Here is a 17,283-nt window from a genome sequence, read left to right on the forward strand (position 1 = left end):
TCCGTTCTTAACCCTCCCCCTTGTGGGGAGGGTCGGCCGGCCCGCGACGCGGGCCGGACGGGGTCGGGGTCGTCATTGAGACTCCGGCGGCGCCGCGACTTTATCGCTATCATTCCCCACCCCGATCTCCTTCGCTTGCGCTCAGTCGATCGACCCTCCCCACAAGGGGGCGGGTGAACTGATGCCTGCGGCTGATGCATTGCCCCACCGTTTAGGGAAGGGTAGGAACCACCGTCATGCCTCGCCTTCTCGCCCTCACCGATTTCCGCCGCATCGTCATCAAGGTCGGCTCGTCGCTGCTCGTCGATTCCGCCGCCGGCCGGCTGCGCGAGGATTGGCTGCGCGCGCTGTGCGAGGACATCGCCTGGCTGCATGGCGGCAGGCGCGACGTCCTGGCGGTCTCGTCCGGCGCGATCGCGCTCGGCCGCTCGGTGCTCAAGCTGCCCAAGGGCGCGCTGGCGCTGGAAGATTCGCAGGCCGCCGCCGCGGTCGGGCAGATCGCGCTCGCCCGCATCTGGGCGGAGATGCTGGGCACCCACGGCATCACCGCCGGGCAGATCCTGGTGACGCTCGGCGACACCGAAGAGCGGCGCCGCTATCTCAACGCACGCTCGACCATCGACCGGCTGCTGCAATGGAAGAGCGTGCCGGTGATCAACGAGAACGACACCGTCGCCACCACCGAAATCCGTTATGGCGACAACGACCGGCTCGCCGCGCGCGTCGCCACCATGATGAGCGCGGATCTGCTGGTGCTGCTCTCCGACATCGACGGGCTTTACGATGCGCCGCCGGGCGCGGGCACCAGCGCCAATCTGATTCCCGTCGTCGAGCGCATCACGCCGCAGATCGAAGCGATGGCCGGCGCCTCCGGCTCGGAATTGTCGCGCGGCGGCATGGTCACCAAGATCGAGGCCGGCAAGATCGCGACCAGTGCCGGCACGCACATGGTGATCGCATCGGGCAAGACGATGCATCCGCTGCGCGCGATCGCCGACGGCGGACGCTGCACCTGGTTTCTGACGCCGGCCAATCCGGTGACCGCGCGCAAGAAGTGGATCGCCGGCGCGCTCGAGCCGAAAGGCACCTTGCATATCGATGCCGGTGCGGTCGCAGCGCTGCGCCGCGGCGCCAGTCTTCTGCCGGCAGGCGTCAAGCGTCTCGACGGTGCGTTCCAGCGCGGCGATGCGGTGACGATCCGCGATCTCGAAGGCGCCGAAATCGGACGCGGCCTCATTGCCTATGACGCCGAGGACGCGGGCAAGATCGTCGGCCGTTCAAAGGCCGATATCATGCTCATTCTCGGCTTTTCCGGCCGCACCGAAATCATCCACCGCGACGATCTCGTTCTGTCCGGGCGCTGAAGCGTAACGGTCGCCGCATGTGCGGCGCACCAACGGCCGGAATGTGTCGCTGGTATCGTTTGCTACAGCCATACCGCAACGATGTTGCAAAACTGCCGCGAGTGTTGCGCATCGGCATGTTGATCAATTGTGGCGGGCTTAAATGATACCGTAGCGCTTTATCGCGCCGCGCGTAACCTCCGACCAGTGGTGTCGCGTATGAGGGTCGCTTTAAGTACCGGCCGTTACTGGTCGGAATGTGTCAGTTGCGTATGCGTTTCGACGGACGGTTCGCCGATCCGTTTTTGGGCAGGGACTCCCCTGAACCGTACCTGCCCGCGGTTTCGTCGAATGGCTGGGGGCGATTCTTCGTCCGGTACGCCGCCACTACGTCGATGATAACGAGACATTCCGGTGCCTCCCGGGATGTCTCGTTATTTTTTTTCCGAAGATGCCCTGCGACTGAAGGCCAATCCTCGCGCGCTAGCGCACCGGAAAATCGAAATAGCTGTTCGGGAACGGTTCGTTGCGCAAGCTGAAGTGCCACCATTCCTTGTCGTAAGGGATGAAGCCACGCACCCGCATCGCGTCGGCCAGAATTTTACGATTGGCGCGCGCCTCGGCACTCACCTTGCCGTTCTGTCCCGATTGCGGTGACAGGAAATCGAACGGCGTGCCCATGTCGAGAGCCGCACCGCCCGGCATCCTTACCAGCGTCAGATCGACAGTGGAGCCGCGCGAATGGCCGGAGCGCGAGGCGATATAGCCTTCGCGGAACAGATTGCCCTTGGCGACATGCGGATAATATTCGGCCTTGGTGCTGGTATCGGGATCGCGCGCCCAGCGCACGAAATGGCGCACGCCGCGTGCCGGCCGGTAGCAATCGAACACCTTCAACCCGAGCCCGCGAGGCCTGAGGTCGCGCTGCACCGCCGCCAGCGCCGTGGCCGCCTGCTGGGTCAGGACGCAGACCGGCGCCTCGTAGCCGTCGACGCGCGCACCGACGAAATTGTCGGTGCCGAAATAGCGCATGTCGACGACCAGCTCGGGGATGACCGTCGCGGCATCGACAAAGGCCGGCGGCCTGGCAGGCGGGCTTTGTTGTGCGTCCACAATTGTCCCCGACAGGAGCAGAGCTGGGAGCGCGAAGCGGAGCGATCTCCGAATCATCCTCGCGCCCCGGCCAGACTGCCGGTCCGCCGCCGATTCTTCAATTTTTACAATCGGATCCATCTCAAATCCTGATCGGCCCGGCGGCCCTGTCGGGCCCCTGACGCTCGCCCCGGCGAAGCGTTACATGATAGAAGCAAATTCAAGCATACACCCGACAGGGCACCATGACCGCGCCGCTCAAATCCGTCGATTCGACCGCCTCCGTTGCGAGCCTGATGCAGGACATCGGGCAGCGGGCCCGCAAGGCCGCCCGCGCGCTGGCGCTGGCGCCGCGCGAGCAGAAAGACGCGGCGCTTCACGCGATGGCGAAGGCCATTCGCGCCACCACGCCGGAGATCCTCACCGCCAACGAAGGCGACGTGGCCGAGGCCAAAGCCGCAGGCGTGACCGGCTCGTTCCTCGACCGGCTCACCCTCGATGCCAAGCGCGTCGACGCCATGGCCGAAGGACTGGAGGTGGTCGCGCAGCTCGACGATCCGGTCGGCGAGATCGTGTCGAGCTGGAAGCGCCCGAACGGCATGAGCATCGAACGGGTCCGCACCCCGATCGGCGTCATCGGCGTGATCTATGAAAGCCGCCCGAACGTCACCGCCGATGCCGGTGCGCTGTGCCTGAAGGCCGGCAATGCCGCGATCCTGCGCGGCGGCTCGGATTCGCATCGCTCGTCGCGTGCGATCCATGCCGCCATGGTGGCCGGCCTTCGCGCCGCCGGGCTGCCCGAAGATGCGATCCAGCTCGTCCCGGTGCGCGATCGCGCCGCCGTCGGCGAGATGCTGTCCGGCCTCGGCGGCAATATCGACGTGATCGTGCCGCGCGGCGGAAAAAGCCTGGTCGCACGCGTGCAGGAGGAAGCACGCGTTCCGGTCTTCGCGCATCTCGAAGGCATCTGCCACGTCTATATCGACAAGGCGGCGAAGCCCGCGATGGCGCAAGAGATCGCGCTCAATGCCAAGATGCGGCGCACCGGCGTGTGCGGCGCTGCCGAGACGTTGCTGATCGACAAGGCCGCGGGGCAAGAGGTTTACAAGCCGGCCATCGAAGCGCTGCTCGATGCCGGCTGCGAGATACGCGGCGACGATGCCGTGCGCGCGCTCGATCCGCGCGTGAAGCCCGCAGGCCCGGAGGATTTCGGCAAGGAATTCCTCGACGCGATCATCGCCGCGCGCTTCGTCGACGGCGTCGACGGCGCGATGGCGCATATCGGGCAATACGGCTCGCAGCATACCGACGCCATCGTCACGCAGGACGATAAAGCCGCCGAGCGTTTCCTCAACGAGGTCGATTCCGCCATCGTTCTGCACAATGCCTCGACGCAATTCGCCGATGGTGGCGAGTTCGGCTTTGGCGCCGAGATCGGCATCGCCACCGGCCGCATGCATGCGCGCGGTCCGGTCGGCGTCGAGCAGCTGACGTCGTTCAAGTATCGCGTGCGCGGCAGCGGGCAGACCCGGCCGTGATATCGCTCTGATGGCAATGAAGCCCGGCGATTCGCCCCCGCGCACCCTGGTCAAGAGCGTCACCAAGGCCCGCGTCACGCTGCCTCCGCACGCGCCCGGCATGCGCATCGGATTGTTCGGCGGTTCGTTCAATCCGCCGCATGAGGCGCATCGCGCCGCCAGCCTGCTGGCGATGAAGAAGCTGCAACTCGATCGCATGTGGTGGCTGGTGACGCCCGGCAATCCGCTGAAGGACACACGCACGCTGCCGTCACTCGAAGCGCGGATCGAACAGGCGGCGGCGCTCGCGGATCATCCCCGCATCGACGTGACCGGCTTCGAATCCGTCATCGGCGCGAAATATTCCTGCGATACGATTCGCTGGCTTCTGAACGAGGCTCCAGGAACCCATTTCGTCTGGGTCATGGGGGCCGACAATCTCAAGGACTTCCATCGCTGGAAGAACTGGCGCGATATCTTCCTGATGCTCCCCGTCGCGGTGGTGGATCGCGGCGGCCTGAGCCTCAAGGCCGCATCGGGACCCGCGGCGATCAGCTTCGCGCGAGCCCGGCTCCCCGAAAACAAGGCGTCCGCCCTGCCCGGCCTGCCGCCACCGGCCTGGGTTTACCTCCACGGCGTCAAATCCGACCTGTCCTCCACCGCCATCCGGGAGGCCAGAGAGCGTGGTGAGGAACGGAAGGATGGTTGAAAGTATTCACCCAACGTGCCTACATTTGCGGGTGTTGAGTCCCCATATCTGCCGGGCACAACGTCAGAAGGAAAGGATCCCCTGAGCACACAAGCCATCGCGCGGACTCGTGCCAAATCCAGTGCCGTACCGCGAACCGTCTCGGAGGCGCGTGATGCCTCTCAGACCTTGAAGATTGTCCTCGATCGCCTCGAAGAGATGAAGGCGGAGGACATTGTCAGCATCGACCTCACCGGCAAATCATCGATCGCAGACTTCATGGTGGTGGCCTCCGGCCGCTCGAATCGCCATGTCGGCTCGGTTGCGGACGATGTCGTTGAGCATCTCAAGAAGGCCGGGCTGAACAACATCCGGATCGAAGGGCAGCCGCATTGCGACTGGGTCCTGGTCGATGCGGGTGACGTGATCGTCCACGTTTTCCGTCCGGAAGTCCGCGACTTCTACGCCATCGAGAAGATGTGGGCGGGCGGCAAAGGTAATTCGCAAGACGCCGCTCCGCGTAAGTCGAGCTGACGGCGAATCGCACCGATGCGCGTGCTCGTGCTCGCGGTCGGCCGCATGAAGAAAGGCGCGGAGGCGGAGATCGCCGACCGCTATCTGAAGCGCGCTGTGCAAGCGGGCCGCGCGGTCGGCATTCGCAATATCGAGATCGTCGAAATCCGCGAAAGCCGGGCTCAGGACGCCGAGCGCCGCAAGCTCGAAGAATCCATCGCCATCGCCAATCTGATTGCGGATGACGCCGCGGTCGTGCTGCTGGACGAGCGCGGCGAAGGGATCGGCAGTGCAGCCTTCGCCGACCAGATCGGCCGCTGGCGCGACGGCGGCCAGGCGGTCGCGGCGTTTGTCATCGGTGGCGCCGACGGCTTGGCCGAAACGCTGCGGGACCGCGCCCGGCTCACATTAAATTTCGGACAGGCAACATGGCCGCATCAATTGGTCCGGATCATGCTTCTGGAACAGCTCTACCGGGCTGTTACAATTCTGTCCGGGCACCCATATCACCGCGAGTAGCGCAGAATCTTTAATGCGCCGGCATAAGATGGCCGCGATTGGGCGGCACAAAGAAGCTGAATGAACGGGTCGCTCACGAAAACGACGGCTTTCCGCCCGGTTGTGGCGGGAACGGTCATGTTTGCGGCCATGATTGCACTCCCCCCAGAGAGCGTGGCCCAGTCGAGCGCCACAAAGTCGGAGCTCCCGGGCAGTGCCGACAACGACATCCTGAAGGCGCGCGCACTGGAGCTGGCGGCTATACGAGCCGAGCAGCAGCGCGCTGCCGAAACCGAAGCCCGGCTGCGCCGCGAAATCGAAGCGCTGGGAACCGACCGCCGCAAGCTCAACACCGACCTGATCGGCACCGCCGCCCGCATGCGCGACGTCGAAGCCCGGCTGTCGGCGACCGAGGCGCGCGTCGCGCCGCTGGAAGCGCAGGAACAGGATCTCCGCCAGTCGCTCAGCGACCGCCGCGGAACAATCGCAGAAATTCTGGCCGCGCTTCAGCGCATGGGGCGGCGGCCACCACCGGCTTTGCTGGTCAGCCCGGAAGATGCGGCAAAATCCCTGCGCAGCGCCATTGTGCTTGGCGCCTTCGTACCGGAATTGCGCGACCGGGCCGAGCGGATCTCCACCGACCTCCTGGCCTTGCAGCGGCTGCGTGGCGACATCGCCAGCGAGCGCAGCAAGCTTTCCGACGACCTCAAGACGCTGGGCGAGGATCAGAAGCGCATGACGCTGCTGGTCGAGGAGCGCCAGAAACAGCAAGCGGAATCGGAAAAGGCTCTCGAACAGAGCCGCACCCAGGCAGCCACCCTCGCCCGGCAGGCCGAAAGCCTAAACGATTTGGTCGCGCGGTTGGAGCAAGGGCTCGACAGCGCCGCCCGCGCGGCCCGCAAGGCGCCGGAACCCGATCACAAGGGCGCGACCAGACCGTCTCTGGCGGCGCTCAATGATCCTGGCCGGATGTCTCCGGCGATCAATTTTGCCACCGCCCGGGCCATGCTGCCGATGCCGGTTAATGGCGTCAAAATTCGCGATTTCGGTGCCTCCGACGGGCTTGGCGGCACGGAACGCGGTATTTCGGTCGCGACGCGGCCGGGTGCCCAGGTAACCTCACCCTGCGACGGCTGGGTGGTCTATGCCGGCCCGTTCCGCTCCTATGGGCAACTCTTGATCCTGAATGCCGGCGGTGGGTATCATGTCGTTATCGCGGGAATGGATCGGATTTCCGTCGAAATCGGACAGTTTATTCTGACCGGCGAGCCGATCGCCGTAATGGGTAGCGGCACAACAAAAGTGGCGGTTGCCTCGTCCGTTGAAGCGCGCCAGATGGGGACCAGCCAGCCGGTGCTCTACGTAGAATTTCGCAAAGACGGGACACCCGTCGATTCAGGCCCGTGGTGGGTCAAGAAAGAAAGTGAGAAGGTCCGCGGATGATGCGCAAGACATTCCTCGTACTCGTCGGTGCGGCGACAGGCGCAGCGCTCACACTGGTCGCAGTCCAGCCGCGGCTTGTGTTTTCAGGCATGAGCGCCAGCGCTGCGGCATCGGCCGACACCTATCGCAACCTCAATCTGTTCGGCGACGTGTTCGAACGCGTGCGCGCCGATTATGTCGAGCGGCCTGACGACGCAAAGCTCGTCGAAACCGCGATCAACGGCATGCTGGCCGGGCTCGATCCGCATTCGAGCTACATGGACGGCAAGAGCTTCCGTGACATGCAGATCCAGACCCGCGGCGAATTCGGCGGGCTCGGCATCGAAGTCACGATGGAAGACGGTCTCGTGAAAGTGGTGGCGCCGATCGACGAGACGCCCGCCGCCAAGGCCGGCATCATGGCAAACGACATCATCACCCATCTCGACGAGGAAGCGGTGCAGGGCCTGACCCTGAACCAGGCCGTCGAAAAGATGCGTGGACCGGTCAACACCAAGATCAAGCTTCGGGTGATGCGCAAGGGCGCGGAGAAGCCGGTCGAGATCAGCATCACGCGCGACATCATCCGCGTGCGGTCGGTGCGCTCGCGCCAGGAAGGCGATGACGTGGCCTATATCCGCGTCACGCAGTTCAACGAGCAGACCACCGAAGGCGTGAAGAAGATGATCGCCGACCTGACCAGCCAGATTCCGGCGGACAAGCTGAAAGGCTTCGTCCTCGATCTGCGCAACAACCCGGGCGGTCTGCTCGATCAGGCAATCTCGGTGTCCGACATCTTCCTCGATCGCGGCGAAATCGTCTCGACCCGCGGCCGCAATGTCGAGGAAACCCAGCGCTTCAATGCGCGCTCGGGCGACCTGACCAAGGGCAAGCCGATCATCGTGCTGGTCAATGGCGGTTCGGCATCGGCGTCCGAAATCGTTGCCGGCGCGCTGCAGGACCACAAGCGGGCGACCGTGCTCGGCACCCGCTCCTTCGGCAAGGGATCGGTGCAGACCATCATCCCGCTCGGCGCCGGCAATGGCGCGCTGCGGCTGACCACGGCGCGCTACTACACGCCGTCCGGCAAGTCGATCCAGGCCAAGGGCATCACCCCGGATATCGAGGTGCTGCAGGATGTGCCGGATGACATGAAGGCACGGGCCGATTCCAAGGGCGAATCCTCGCTGCGCGGCCACCTGAAGGCCGATGGCGACGAGCAGACCGGCTCGCAGTCCTACATCCCGCCGGAAGCCAAGGACGACAAGGCGCTGAAAATGGCGGTCGATCTGCTGCGCGGCACCGTGACCAACTCGGCCTTCCCGCCGACCGGCAAGCGCGCCGAGGCGCCGAAGCCCTAAAATTACCGGAGCGCTTTCTCCGGACCCGACGGGGCGGCCTTTGGCCGCCCCGTTTTCGTTTGGCCGGACCGGCCGCATCATACTCCGTGCTAGACTTGCCGGATGATTCGCGAATCCCGGGCACAGCCGCCGTGGATGATCTGAACACACCGCTCGGCCAGACCCGATCTCCCAAGCCCCGGTTCCCGATCTCGAGACTGGCGGCGTATGGTCTCGCCACAACGCTCGGCGCCGCCCTGACGGGCTTCGTGCTGTGGGCTGCGGTCGTGCGCGATCCGCTGGGTGGCGAACCCAGCGCGCAGGTGTCCCTGCCACCGGTCGCAGTCGCCGAAGCGCCGCCCCCGCAACAGCCCGCGACGGTCGACACACCGAAAAAAGACGCAACGCCGCCCGGAACGCAGACCGTCAACATCATCGACGGTTCGACCGGCAAGAAGCAGGAGGTGGTGATCGGGGGCACCGCCGAAAGCAAGCGCAGCGTCGCCGATCCGCGACTGATCGAGTCGTCGCGCCATGGATCGATCCCCCGGATCGCGGCCGACGGCCTGCGGCCGTTCGAGGCTTATGCCAGCAAGCCGGTTGCCGGGAAGTCCAACCCGGACGGCCCGCAGATCGCGATCGTCGTCGGCGGGCTCGGCATCAGCGCGACCGCCACCGCGAACGCGTTGTCGAAACTTCCCAACGCCGTGAGCTTCGCCTTTACCCCCTATGGCACCGACCTCGACATGCTGGTCGCGCAGGCCCGCGAGAAGGGCCACGAAGTGCTGCTGCAGGTGCCGATGGAGCCGCACGATTATCCAGAGAACGATCCCGGTCCGCAGACGCTGTTGTCATCGCTGTCGGCCGAGCAGAATGTCGATCGTCTGCATTGGCTGTTCAGCCGCATGCAGGGCTATGTCGGCGTCAGTAATTTCATGGGCGCGCGTTTCACTGCGTCCGATCATGCGCTCGCGCCGGTGCTGCGTGAATTGTCCAAGCGCGGCCTGATCTATGTCGATGACGGCTCGTCGCCGCGCAGCCAGGCCGGTCAGATCGCCGGCGCCAACAAGCTGCCCTATGCCAAGGCCGAGGTGGTGATCGACGCGACCCCGAGCGCGGCCGAAATCGACAACGCACTGAGGCGGCTCGAAACGATGGCGCGCGGCGGCAGCGGCGTCGTGGTCGGGTATTCCTCGGCTCTGCCGGCCAGCATCGACCGGATCGCCAAATGGGCGAAAGCGGCGCAGGGCCGCGGTATCGTGCTGGTTCCGATCACCACGGCTGCGGTGCGGGCGCGCTCGAGTTGATCTCGCACGAGATCACCGCGCCAGCACCACTTCGCCAAGCAGCGACGAATGATCCCAAGGCACTTGGCGACCTTGCGTAACCTGGACGACATCGGCGCGCACACGCCGCATCAGCGCGCTGATTTCGAGACCGGGCGTCGCCAGATGCCTCAGCATCGCGGTCGTGAACGGGCTGTTGCGTCCATCGCCGTCCAGGGCAACGGCATCCGGCTGCGTCGCATAGCCGATCAGGGTGCCGAGCGCGCTGCGCACCTGTGCGAGACCCGAGCCGATCGAGGCCGACCGCGTTCCCATCGAGCGCGCTAACGAGCGCGATAGGGGATTGTCGCGGCAGGCATCGAGGAAGATCAGATTGACGCGCTGCTCGGCTTCCATCTGTCCAAGCACGACGCCAATATCGAGGGTTTCGAAGTCGAGATCGGCAGGACGTTCGAGCTTGCTGTCGACCGGAACGATGTAGTTCTTGCCGCCGACCTGGAGGCCATGTCCGGCATAGAAGAACAAGGCGAGGCTGGCGCGGTCGAGCTTGCGTCCGAATTCGCGAATCTTGTCTTCCATGCCGCGCTTGTCGAGATCGATCCCCTCGATGACCTCGAAGCCGAGCTTGCGCAAGGCGGTTGCGATATCAGCGGCATCGTTCGCCGGGTTGACTAGCGGGGTGGCGTGCCGATAGCGGCCGTTGCCAATCACGAGCGCAACTCGCGGACCTGCGGACACCGGCGCGAGCGCGGATGGCTGCGGTGCGGTGACCAGCGATTGCTGCGGCGCCGCCGCGCGTTTCTGTTCATATTGCCGGAGCAGTTCGTTGCCGTCCTTCAAGCCGCGGGAGATCGCCGCTTGCAGATCGGACGTGGCACGGTCGAAATCGCTCTTCGCTGCATGGGAAAGGGCGCGGCTGCGCAGATACAGCGCGTTCGACGGATCGATTCGCAGAGCTTCACTGATATCGACGATAGCGCGATCATGTTCGCCGGTAAAGGACCAGGCGAGCCCGCGCGAGTGATAAAACTGCGCGTAGTTCGGATTGAGACGTATCGCTTCGGTGAAGTCGGCGATCGCCCTGCGATATTCGCCGGTATCGATGTAAGCGAAACCGCGTCCGCCATAGGCGAAGGCATATTCCGGGTCGAGCCGGATCGCCGCGTCGAGATCGGCGATTGCCCGGCCGGTGTCTTTCTTCCGGCGGTGAGAGGCGGCGCGGAAAGCGTGCACTTGCGCAAGCGCTGTACCCTTCTGGGTTCCGGACGCGATGATCCGGGCGCAGGCAGCGATCGCGTCGTCCGGCGTGGGCGCTCCGCGATTCGCACAAAGCAGTTCGTCGTTTGCGATGGCTGGCGACGCCAGAGCTATTAGCCCCGCAGCAAACAAATATCGGCGCATCGGTGTCACAGCTTGCCCATCCGGTTGGTTATCCGTCGCAGTCTAGACGCCGGTGGTTCAAAAAGGCTATGGAGCCCGGTCTTGAAAATGATTGCGATGACCGGCACAAACCCGTCATGCCAGACAAATACGACGACCTACCTTATCGCGCCTGCGTCGGGATGATGGTGCTGAACCCCGCCGGTCTGGTCTTCATCGGCCGGCGCACCAACGGCCCTGAGCATGTCGACGCGATCCATTCCTGGCAGATGCCGCAAGGTGGCGTCGACGACGGCGAAGACCTGTACGCGGCCGCGCTGCGTGAGTTGCAGGAAGAGACCAGCATCCGTTCGGTGGTGAAACTTGGCGAGGTCGACGACTGGCTGACCTACGACATCCCGCGACAGATCGCCGGCCGCGCATGGAAGGGCCGCTATCGCGGCCAGAAGCAGAAATGGTTCGCCTTCCGCTTCACCGGCAACGAGAAGGAAATCAACATCCTCAATCCCGCCGGCGGCCATAAGCCGGAATTCGTCGAGTGGCGCTGGGAGCCGATGCACAATCTTCCCGGCCTTATCATCCCGTTCAAGCGTCCGGTCTACGAAGCCGTGGTGAAGTCGTTTTCGCGCTTTGCGACGTGAGCCTTTCGCAGCAGGCGTCACGGATCGAACCGGTAGAAATGCGGCGGGGCGTTTCGCCGCATCCGGACGCCGTGGCGCTGCCATTTCGCATTCCTAGCTCACTCCGGTCGAACCCGGAGGATGACCCCGACCATGCTGGACGCGAAACGCCTGCTCGATCAATTTCTCGGCGCCCCCATGCAGGGCGGCCTGCCGCAGGGTCAGAATCGCGGCGGCGTTCCGGCCCGGCAGCCGCAGCAGGGCGGTATCGGTGACATCGCCGGCGGTTTGGCCGGTAGCCTTGGCAACGTGCTCGGCGGCAGCATGGGCGGCATCGGCGGCGGTGCGGTCGCCGGCGGTCTTGCCGCCTTGCTGATGGGCTCGAAGTCCGGACGCAAGATGGCCGGCACAGCGCTGCAGCTCGGCGGCATGGCCGTGGTCGGTGCGATCGCCTACAAGGCCTATCGCGACTGGCAGGGCGGCAAGACGGTGACGCAGTCGACGATCCCCGCCGGACCTGCTTCGCTGCAGCAGCCGCCGGCCGATACGCCGTTCGCGCCGGGCAGCGAAGCCGAACAGCAATCGCTCAGCCGGCATCTGCTGCGTGCGATGATCGCCGCGGCCAAGGCCGACGGCCATATCGACGCGAAGGAGCAGGCTGCGATCTTCGCCGAGATGGACAAGCTGCCGCTCGATACCGATGACAAGGCCTTCGTGATGGATGAGTTGCGCAAGCCGCTCGATGTCGACGCGGTGGCCCGCGCCGCCCGCACGCCGGAGGAAGCGGCGAGCATCTACGCCGCCTCGCTGCTGGCGATCGACATCGACAATCCGTCGGAGCGCGCCTATCTCGGCCTGCTCGCGGCGCGGCTCAATCTCGACGATGCGCTGGTCAGGCACCTGCACGCGACCGTCGAGGCCGCTTCATTGCCGGCGAAAGTAAACGCGGCGTAAGCGGTCAATCCGCCTGCTCGGCAGCGGCCACGCCGGCGGCCCGAGTCGCAAACAAAAAAGCCGGGCATTGCCCGGCTTTTGCATCTCAATCAGCATCGCGCTCAGTGCAGGCCGGTACCCTGCAGGTGATAATCCAGCGCCTTGAAATGATCGAGCCGGGCGATCTCCTTGTCCAGCACTTCGCTCGCATCCATCTTCGCCACCTTTTCCTCGACGGCCTTGATGTGCGTCGCGAGCACGGCGCGATCGAAGTCCTCAACCGAGGCCGCCGTATCGGCCAGCACCGTGAGGCCGGCCGGCGACACTTCGGCAAAGCCGCCGAGGATCACGATCTTGATCTCTTCGCCGCCGCGCATGATGGTGAGGATGCCCGGACGCAACGCCGCCACCAATGGCGCGTGACCGGCCAGCACGCCGAAATAACCCTCCGAGCCCGGCACGTCGACCTGGTCGACTTCGCCCGACAGGAGAAGCTTTTCGGGAGAGACGAGATCGAATTGGAATGTGGCCATTGAATCTTACCGCGTTCTCAAACCGTCATCCTGAGGTGGCCGCTGGAAGCGGCCCTCGAAGGATGGCGGTTCGAGCCGTCGCCCTTCGAGGCTCGCTGCGCTCGCACCTCAGGGTGACGGCGCAGCGTTGATCGTGTCGGCTAAGCCGCTTCCGCCGCGAGCTTCTTGCCCTTTTCGACGGCCTCTTCGATGGTGCCGACCATGTAGAAGGCCGCTTCCGGCAGATAGTCGTACTTGCCTTCGACCAGGCCCTTGAAGCCCTTGATGGTGTCGGCGAGGTCGACCAGCTTGCCCGGCGCGCCGGTGAACACTTCCGCGACATGGAACGGCTGCGACAGGAAGCGCTCGATCTTGCGGGCGCGCGCCACCGTCACCTTGTCCTCTTCAGACAGTTCGTCCATGCCCAGGATGGCGATGATGTCCTGCAGCGCCTTGTAGCGCTGCAGCACCTGCTGCACCGAACGTGCGACGTTGTAATGCTCCTCGCCCACGACCAGCGGGGTCAGCATGCGCGAGGTCGAGTCGAGCGGGTCCACCGCCGGATAGATGCCCTTCGCGGCAATGTCGCGCGACAGCACGGTGGTGGCATCCAAGTGGGCGAACGAGGTGGCGGGCGCCGGATCGGTCAAGTCGTCCGCCGGCACGTAAATCGCCTGCACCGAGGTAATCGATCCCTTGGTGGTGGTGGTGATGCGCTCCTGCAGCGCGCCCATGTCGGTTGCGAGCGTCGGCTGATAGCCCACCGCCGAGGGAATACGGCCGAGCAGCGCCGACACTTCCGAGCCCGCCTGCGTGAAGCGGAAGATGTTGTCGACGAAGAAAAGCACGTCCTGGCCCTGGTCGCGGAAATATTCCGACAGGGTCAGCCCGGTGAGGCCGACGCGGGCGCGCGCTCCGGGCGGCTCGTTCATCTGGCCGAACACCAGCGCGCATTTGGAGCCTTCGCCGCCGCCCTTCTTGTTGACGCCGGACTCGATGAACTCGTGATAGAGGTCGTTGCCTTCGCGGGTCCGCTCGCCGACGCCGGCGAACACCGAGTAGCCACCGTGAGCCTTGGCGACGTTATTGATCAGCTCCTGGATCAGCACGGTCTTGCCCACGCCGGCGCCGCCGAACAGGCCGATCTTGCCGCCCTTGGCATACGGCGCGAGCAGGTCCACGACCTTGATGCCGGTGACGAGAATTTCCGCGTCGGTCGACTGGTCGGTATAGGCCGGCGCTTCCGCGTGAATCGGCCGCTTGTCGTCCGACTTGACCGGACCGGCTTCGTCGATCGGCTCGCCGATGACGTTGATGATGCGACCGAGCAGGCCGGGGCCGACCGGCACCGCGATCGGCAGGCCGGTATCGGTGACGTCCTGGCCGCGGACCAGACCCTCGGTCACGTCCATCGCGATGGTGCGAACCGTCGACTCGCCGAGATGCTGCGCGACTTCCAGCACCAGCCGGTTGCCGCCGTTGTTGGTCTCGAGCGCATTCAGGATCGCCGGCAGATGACCGTCGAACTGTACGTCGACGACCGCGCCGATCACCTGGGTGATTTTTCCGGACTGGTTTGCGCCTGCCTGTGGTGTGGCCATTTCGGTCTCCTTGAAGCTTCTATCAAACGGCGGTCAGCGTGACCGGCACGTTGTTGCGCGTGGCGCGCGAATACGGGCAAATGGTGTGGGCGTCTTCGATCAGTGCCTGCAGCTTGGCCTTGTCGGCACCCGGCAGCGCGACCTTGATCTCGGCCTTGAAGCCGAAGCTGATCTCATCCTTGTCCATCGACAGCGCGACGGTGACTCGCGCGTCCTGGCCGTCGAGGCCGTGCTTCTTGGCCAGCGCCAGGATTGCCTGTCCGAAGCAAGCCGACCAGCCGAGCGCGAAAAGCTGCTCGGGATTGTGGCCTTCGCCGTTGCCGCCGAATTCCTTCTGCAGGCCCATGGCGAGCCCGAGCCCGCCATTGTCGAGAATGGCGCGGCCGTTGCGGCCGCCCTTGGTCGTCGCGGAAACGGAATAAGCCATGACGGTCTCTCTACAGAGCCTCCGCGCCGGAGATGATCTCGATCAGTTCCTTGGTGATCATCGCCTGACGGGTGCGGTTATAGGTGATGGTCTGCTTGCGGATCATATCGCCGGCGTTACGGGTGGCGTTGTCCATCGCCGACATCTGCGAGCCGTAGAACGAGGCATTGTTCTCGAGCAGCGCGCGGAAAATCTGGGTCGCGACGTAGCGCGGCAGCAGCTCGGCCAGCAATTCTTCTTCGTCGGGCTCGTATTCATAGATCGCGGTGGCGCCGGCCGTTGCCGCGGGAGCCTCGAATTTCGGCGGCACGATCTGCTGCGCTGTCGGGATCTGCGAGATCACGGTCTTGAAGCGCGCATAGAACAGCGTCGCAACGTCGAACTCGCCGCGATTATACATCTCGATCACGGTGTTGGCGATGTCCGCACCGTTTGCGTAACCCAGCGTCCGCACGCCGCGCAGTTCGATTCGCTCGACGATGTTCTTCTCGTAATTGCGGCGAAGCTGCTCGTAACCTTTTTTGCCGACGGTGAGGATTTTCACCTCTTTGCCTTCGGCGAGCAGGCGATTGATGTGCTCGCGGGCCAGACGCACGATCGAAGAGTTGAAGGCGCCGGCCAGGCCGCGCTCACCGGTCGCAACGACCAGCAGATGAACCTTGTCGTTGCCGGTGCCGGCCAGCAGGCGCGGCGCGCTGTCGGAGCCGGCCATGCCGGCCGCGATATTCTGCAGCACCGCCTCCATCCGCTCGGCGAACGGACGGGCGGCCTCGGCGGCCGCCTGCGCACGGCGCAGCTTGGACGCCGCCACCATCTGCATGGCCTTGGTGATCTTCTGCGTCGCCTTGGTCGCGGCGATGCGCACGCGCATGTCTTTGAGGCTGGCCACGAACTACCCTCTTGCTCCGTGGGATTCCCTCGCCCCTTGCGGGGGAGGGTTAGGGAGGGGGGTAAACTGCAAGCTCTGAACTTGCGGCTTACCCCCCTCCCGGCTCGCTTCGCTCGCCGACCTCCCCCTCAAGGGGGGAGGTGAAGAAAGAAGCGACATGAAAATCATCACGCAAACGACTTGGCGTAACCGTCGACGATGCCCTTGAGCTGAGCCGCCGCGGCATCGTCGAGATCGTTGGTATCGCGGATCTTGTTGAGCAGATCGCTATGCTTGCCGCGCATCAGCGACAGCAGGCCGCTCTCGAATTCCTTGACCTTGTTGACCGGCAGCGCGTCGAGATAGCCGTTGACGCCGGCATAGATCACGACCACCTGCTCCTGCATCGTCAGCGGCGAGAATTGCGCCTGCTTGAGCAGTTCGGTCAGACGCGAACCCCGCGCCAGGAGACGCTGGGTGGTGGCGTCGAGGTCGGAGCCGAACTGAGCGAACGCAGCCATTTCGCGATACTGCGCCAGCTCGCCCTTGATCTTGCCGGCGACCTTCTTCATCGCCTTGGTCTGGGCGGCAGAGCCCACGCGCGACACCGAAAGACCCACGTTCACCGCAGGACGAATGCCCTGATAGAACAGGTCGGTCTCGAGGAAGATCTGGCCGTCGGTGATCGAGATCACGTTGGTCGGAATATAGGCCGACACGTCGTTGGCCTGGGTTTCGATCACCGGCAGCGCGGTGAGCGAGCCCGCGCCCATTTCGTCGTTCATCTTCGCCGCGCGCTCGAGCAGGCGCGAATGCAGATAGAACACGTCGCCCGGATAGGCTTCGCGGCCAGGCGGACGGCGCAGCAACAGCGACATCTGGCGATAGGCGACGGCCTGCTTCGACAGATCGTCATAAATGATCACGGCGTGCATGCCGTTGTCGCGGAAATACTCGCCCATGGTGCAGCCGGTGAACGGCGCCAGGAACTGCATCGGCGCCGGATCGGAGGCCGTGGCCGCAATCACGATGGAGTATTCCAGCGCGCCCTGCTCTTCCAGAACCTTCACGAATTGCGCGACGGTGGAACGCTTCTGGCCGACCGCCACATAGACGCAATACAGCTTGATCTTCTCGTCGGGCTGCGCGTTGAGCGGCTTCTGGTTGAGGATGGTGTCGAGCGCGATCGCGGTCTTGCCGGTCTGGCGGTCGCCGATGATCAGTTCGCGCTGGCCGCGGCCGA

At 64.7% G+C, this 17,283-nt stretch carries 18 protein-coding genes; 10 read left to right on the forward strand and 8 right to left on the reverse strand.

Translation table 11 applies throughout. From position 1 onward, the window contains the following. Window positions 1–236 precede the first annotated feature (236 nt). The gene (gene proB / locus AC5I5I_RS03215; RefSeq protein ID WP_495969768.1) at window positions 237–1,364 is read left to right on the forward strand and encodes a glutamate 5-kinase; all 1,128 of its coding nucleotides are present in this window, start codon (window positions 237–239) and stop codon (window positions 1,362–1,364) included. Window positions 1,365–1,826: 462 nt separating this feature from the next. On the opposite strand, the gene AC5I5I_RS03220 is transcribed toward proB, so the two are convergent. Continuing rightward, window positions 1,827–2,456 (reverse strand): M15 family metallopeptidase, encoded by a 630-nt coding sequence (locus tag AC5I5I_RS03220; protein ID WP_495969770.1) that lies wholly within the window; start codon window positions 2,454–2,456, stop codon window positions 1,827–1,829. Window positions 2,457–2,680: 224 nt separating this feature from the next. On the opposite strand from AC5I5I_RS03220, the gene AC5I5I_RS03225 reads away from it, so the two are divergent. From AC5I5I_RS03225 to rlmH, 4 genes are all read left to right on the forward strand, one after another. After that, complete coding sequence (locus AC5I5I_RS03225; RefSeq protein ID WP_495969772.1) at window positions 2,681–3,973, forward strand: glutamate-5-semialdehyde dehydrogenase; 1,293 nt, start codon at window positions 2,681–2,683, stop codon at window positions 3,971–3,973. 10 nt (window positions 3,974–3,983) lie between these two features. Further along, window positions 3,984–4,661 (forward strand): nicotinate-nucleotide adenylyltransferase, encoded by a 678-nt coding sequence (locus AC5I5I_RS03230; RefSeq protein ID WP_495969774.1) that lies wholly within the window; start codon window positions 3,984–3,986, stop codon window positions 4,659–4,661. A gap of 96 nt (window positions 4,662–4,757) precedes the next feature. Further along, window positions 4,758–5,174, forward strand: coding sequence for a ribosome silencing factor (gene rsfS / locus AC5I5I_RS03235; RefSeq protein ID WP_495969851.1), 417 nt, complete (start codon window positions 4,758–4,760; stop codon window positions 5,172–5,174). 15 nt (window positions 5,175–5,189) lie between these two features. Then, a complete protein-coding gene (gene rlmH / locus AC5I5I_RS03240; protein WP_495969776.1) occupies window positions 5,190–5,672 on the forward strand; it encodes a 23S rRNA (pseudouridine(1915)-N(3))-methyltransferase RlmH in 483 nt (160 codons plus the stop codon). On the opposite strand, the gene AC5I5I_RS03245 is transcribed toward rlmH, so the two are convergent. Then, window positions 5,660–5,803 (reverse strand): hypothetical protein, encoded by a 144-nt coding sequence (locus tag AC5I5I_RS03245; protein WP_495969778.1) that lies wholly within the window; start codon window positions 5,801–5,803, stop codon window positions 5,660–5,662. The two genes, rlmH and AC5I5I_RS03245, sit on opposite strands and share 13 nt — an antisense overlap. On the opposite strand from AC5I5I_RS03245, the gene AC5I5I_RS03250 reads away from it, so the two are divergent. From AC5I5I_RS03250 to AC5I5I_RS03260, 3 genes are all read left to right on the forward strand, one after another. After that, window positions 5,802–7,094 (forward strand): murein hydrolase activator EnvC family protein, encoded by a 1,293-nt coding sequence (locus AC5I5I_RS03250; RefSeq protein WP_495969780.1) that lies wholly within the window; start codon window positions 5,802–5,804, stop codon window positions 7,092–7,094. The two genes, AC5I5I_RS03245 and AC5I5I_RS03250, sit on opposite strands and share 2 nt — an antisense overlap. Continuing rightward, window positions 7,091–8,434: a S41 family peptidase gene (locus AC5I5I_RS03255; protein ID WP_495969782.1), complete on the forward strand. Its 1,344-nt coding sequence runs from the start codon at window positions 7,091–7,093 to the stop codon at window positions 8,432–8,434. Before AC5I5I_RS03250 ends, AC5I5I_RS03255 begins: the two co-directional genes overlap by 4 nt. Before the next feature lie 131 nt (window positions 8,435–8,565). Continuing rightward, a complete protein-coding gene (locus AC5I5I_RS03260) occupies window positions 8,566–9,720 on the forward strand; it encodes a divergent polysaccharide deacetylase family protein (RefSeq protein WP_495969784.1) in 1,155 nt (384 codons plus the stop codon). Window positions 9,721–9,732: 12 nt separating this feature from the next. Here the strand turns inward: AC5I5I_RS03260 and AC5I5I_RS03265 are convergent, their stop codons facing one another. Next, complete coding sequence (locus AC5I5I_RS03265) at window positions 9,733–11,100, reverse strand: caspase family protein (RefSeq protein WP_495969786.1); 1,368 nt, start codon at window positions 11,098–11,100, stop codon at window positions 9,733–9,735. Window positions 11,101–11,216: 116 nt separating this feature from the next. On the opposite strand from AC5I5I_RS03265, the gene AC5I5I_RS03270 reads away from it, so the two are divergent. After that, complete coding sequence (locus AC5I5I_RS03270) at window positions 11,217–11,720, forward strand: RNA pyrophosphohydrolase (RefSeq protein ID WP_495969788.1); 504 nt, start codon at window positions 11,217–11,219, stop codon at window positions 11,718–11,720. 132 nt (window positions 11,721–11,852) lie between these two features. Further along, on the forward strand, window positions 11,853–12,653 hold the full coding sequence (locus AC5I5I_RS03275) for a tellurite resistance TerB family protein (RefSeq protein ID WP_495969790.1): 801 nt from the start codon (window positions 11,853–11,855) through the stop codon (window positions 12,651–12,653). Between the two features lie 101 nt (window positions 12,654–12,754). Here AC5I5I_RS03275 and AC5I5I_RS03280 read toward each other — a convergent pair whose 3' ends face one another. The 5 genes from AC5I5I_RS03280 to atpA form a co-directional block, all read right to left on the reverse strand. Then, window positions 12,755–13,165 carry a F0F1 ATP synthase subunit epsilon gene (locus AC5I5I_RS03280; RefSeq protein WP_495969792.1) on the reverse strand — a complete coding sequence of 137 codons (411 nt, stop codon included), beginning with the start codon at window positions 13,163–13,165 and terminating at the stop codon, window positions 12,755–12,757. A 140-nt stretch (window positions 13,166–13,305) separates the two neighbouring features. Further along, the gene (gene atpD / locus AC5I5I_RS03285) at window positions 13,306–14,745 is read right to left on the reverse strand and encodes a F0F1 ATP synthase subunit beta (protein WP_495969793.1); all 1,440 of its coding nucleotides are present in this window, start codon (window positions 14,743–14,745) and stop codon (window positions 13,306–13,308) included. Window positions 14,746–14,767: 22 nt separating this feature from the next. Continuing rightward, a complete protein-coding gene (locus tag AC5I5I_RS03290) occupies window positions 14,768–15,172 on the reverse strand; it encodes an organic hydroperoxide resistance protein (RefSeq protein WP_495969795.1) in 405 nt (134 codons plus the stop codon). 10 nt (window positions 15,173–15,182) lie between these two features. Further along, window positions 15,183–16,061, reverse strand: a complete 879-nt coding sequence (locus AC5I5I_RS03295; protein ID WP_495969797.1) for a F0F1 ATP synthase subunit gamma — start codon at window positions 16,059–16,061, stop codon at window positions 15,183–15,185. Window positions 16,062–16,228: 167 nt separating this feature from the next. After that, the coding region (gene atpA / locus AC5I5I_RS03300) for a F0F1 ATP synthase subunit alpha (protein ID WP_495969799.1) at window positions 16,229–17,283 on the reverse strand (1,055 nt) is incomplete at its 5' end.

It is taken from the genome of Pseudorhodoplanes sp. (assembly GCF_059499825.1).

Bases quoted from the DNA above. Each gene is read 5' to 3' on its own strand.
- proB (WP_495969768.1), top strand. From the start codon at position 237: ATGCCTCGCCTTCTCGCCCTCACCGATTTCCGCCGCATCGTCATCAAG.
- AC5I5I_RS03230 (WP_495969774.1), top strand. From the start codon at position 3,984: ATGGCAATGAAGCCCGGCGATTCGCCCCCGCGCACCCTGGTCAAGAGC.
- AC5I5I_RS03275 (WP_495969790.1), top strand. From the start codon at position 11,853: ATGCTGGACGCGAAACGCCTGCTCGATCAATTTCTCGGCGCCCCCATG.
- AC5I5I_RS03290 (WP_495969795.1), bottom strand. From the start codon at position 15,172: ATGGCTTATTCCGTTTCCGCGACGACCAAGGGCGGCCGCAACGGCCGC.
- AC5I5I_RS03250 (WP_495969780.1), top strand. From the start codon at position 5,802: ATGATTGCACTCCCCCCAGAGAGCGTGGCCCAGTCGAGCGCCACAAAG.
- AC5I5I_RS03280 (WP_495969792.1), bottom strand. From the start codon at position 13,165: ATGGCCACATTCCAATTCGATCTCGTCTCTCCCGAAAAGCTTCTCCTG.
- rlmH (WP_495969776.1), top strand. From the start codon at position 5,190: ATGCGCGTGCTCGTGCTCGCGGTCGGCCGCATGAAGAAAGGCGCGGAG.
- AC5I5I_RS03255 (WP_495969782.1), top strand. From the start codon at position 7,091: ATGATGCGCAAGACATTCCTCGTACTCGTCGGTGCGGCGACAGGCGCA.
- AC5I5I_RS03225 (WP_495969772.1), top strand. From the start codon at position 2,681: ATGACCGCGCCGCTCAAATCCGTCGATTCGACCGCCTCCGTTGCGAGC.
- AC5I5I_RS03270 (WP_495969788.1), top strand. From the start codon at position 11,217: ATGCCAGACAAATACGACGACCTACCTTATCGCGCCTGCGTCGGGATG.
- AC5I5I_RS03245 (WP_495969778.1), bottom strand. From the start codon at position 5,803: ATGGCCGCAAACATGACCGTTCCCGCCACAACCGGGCGGAAAGCCGTC.
- atpD (WP_495969793.1), bottom strand. From the start codon at position 14,745: ATGGCCACACCACAGGCAGGCGCAAACCAGTCCGGAAAAATCACCCAG.
- AC5I5I_RS03265 (WP_495969786.1), bottom strand. From the start codon at position 11,100: ATGCGCCGATATTTGTTTGCTGCGGGGCTAATAGCTCTGGCGTCGCCA.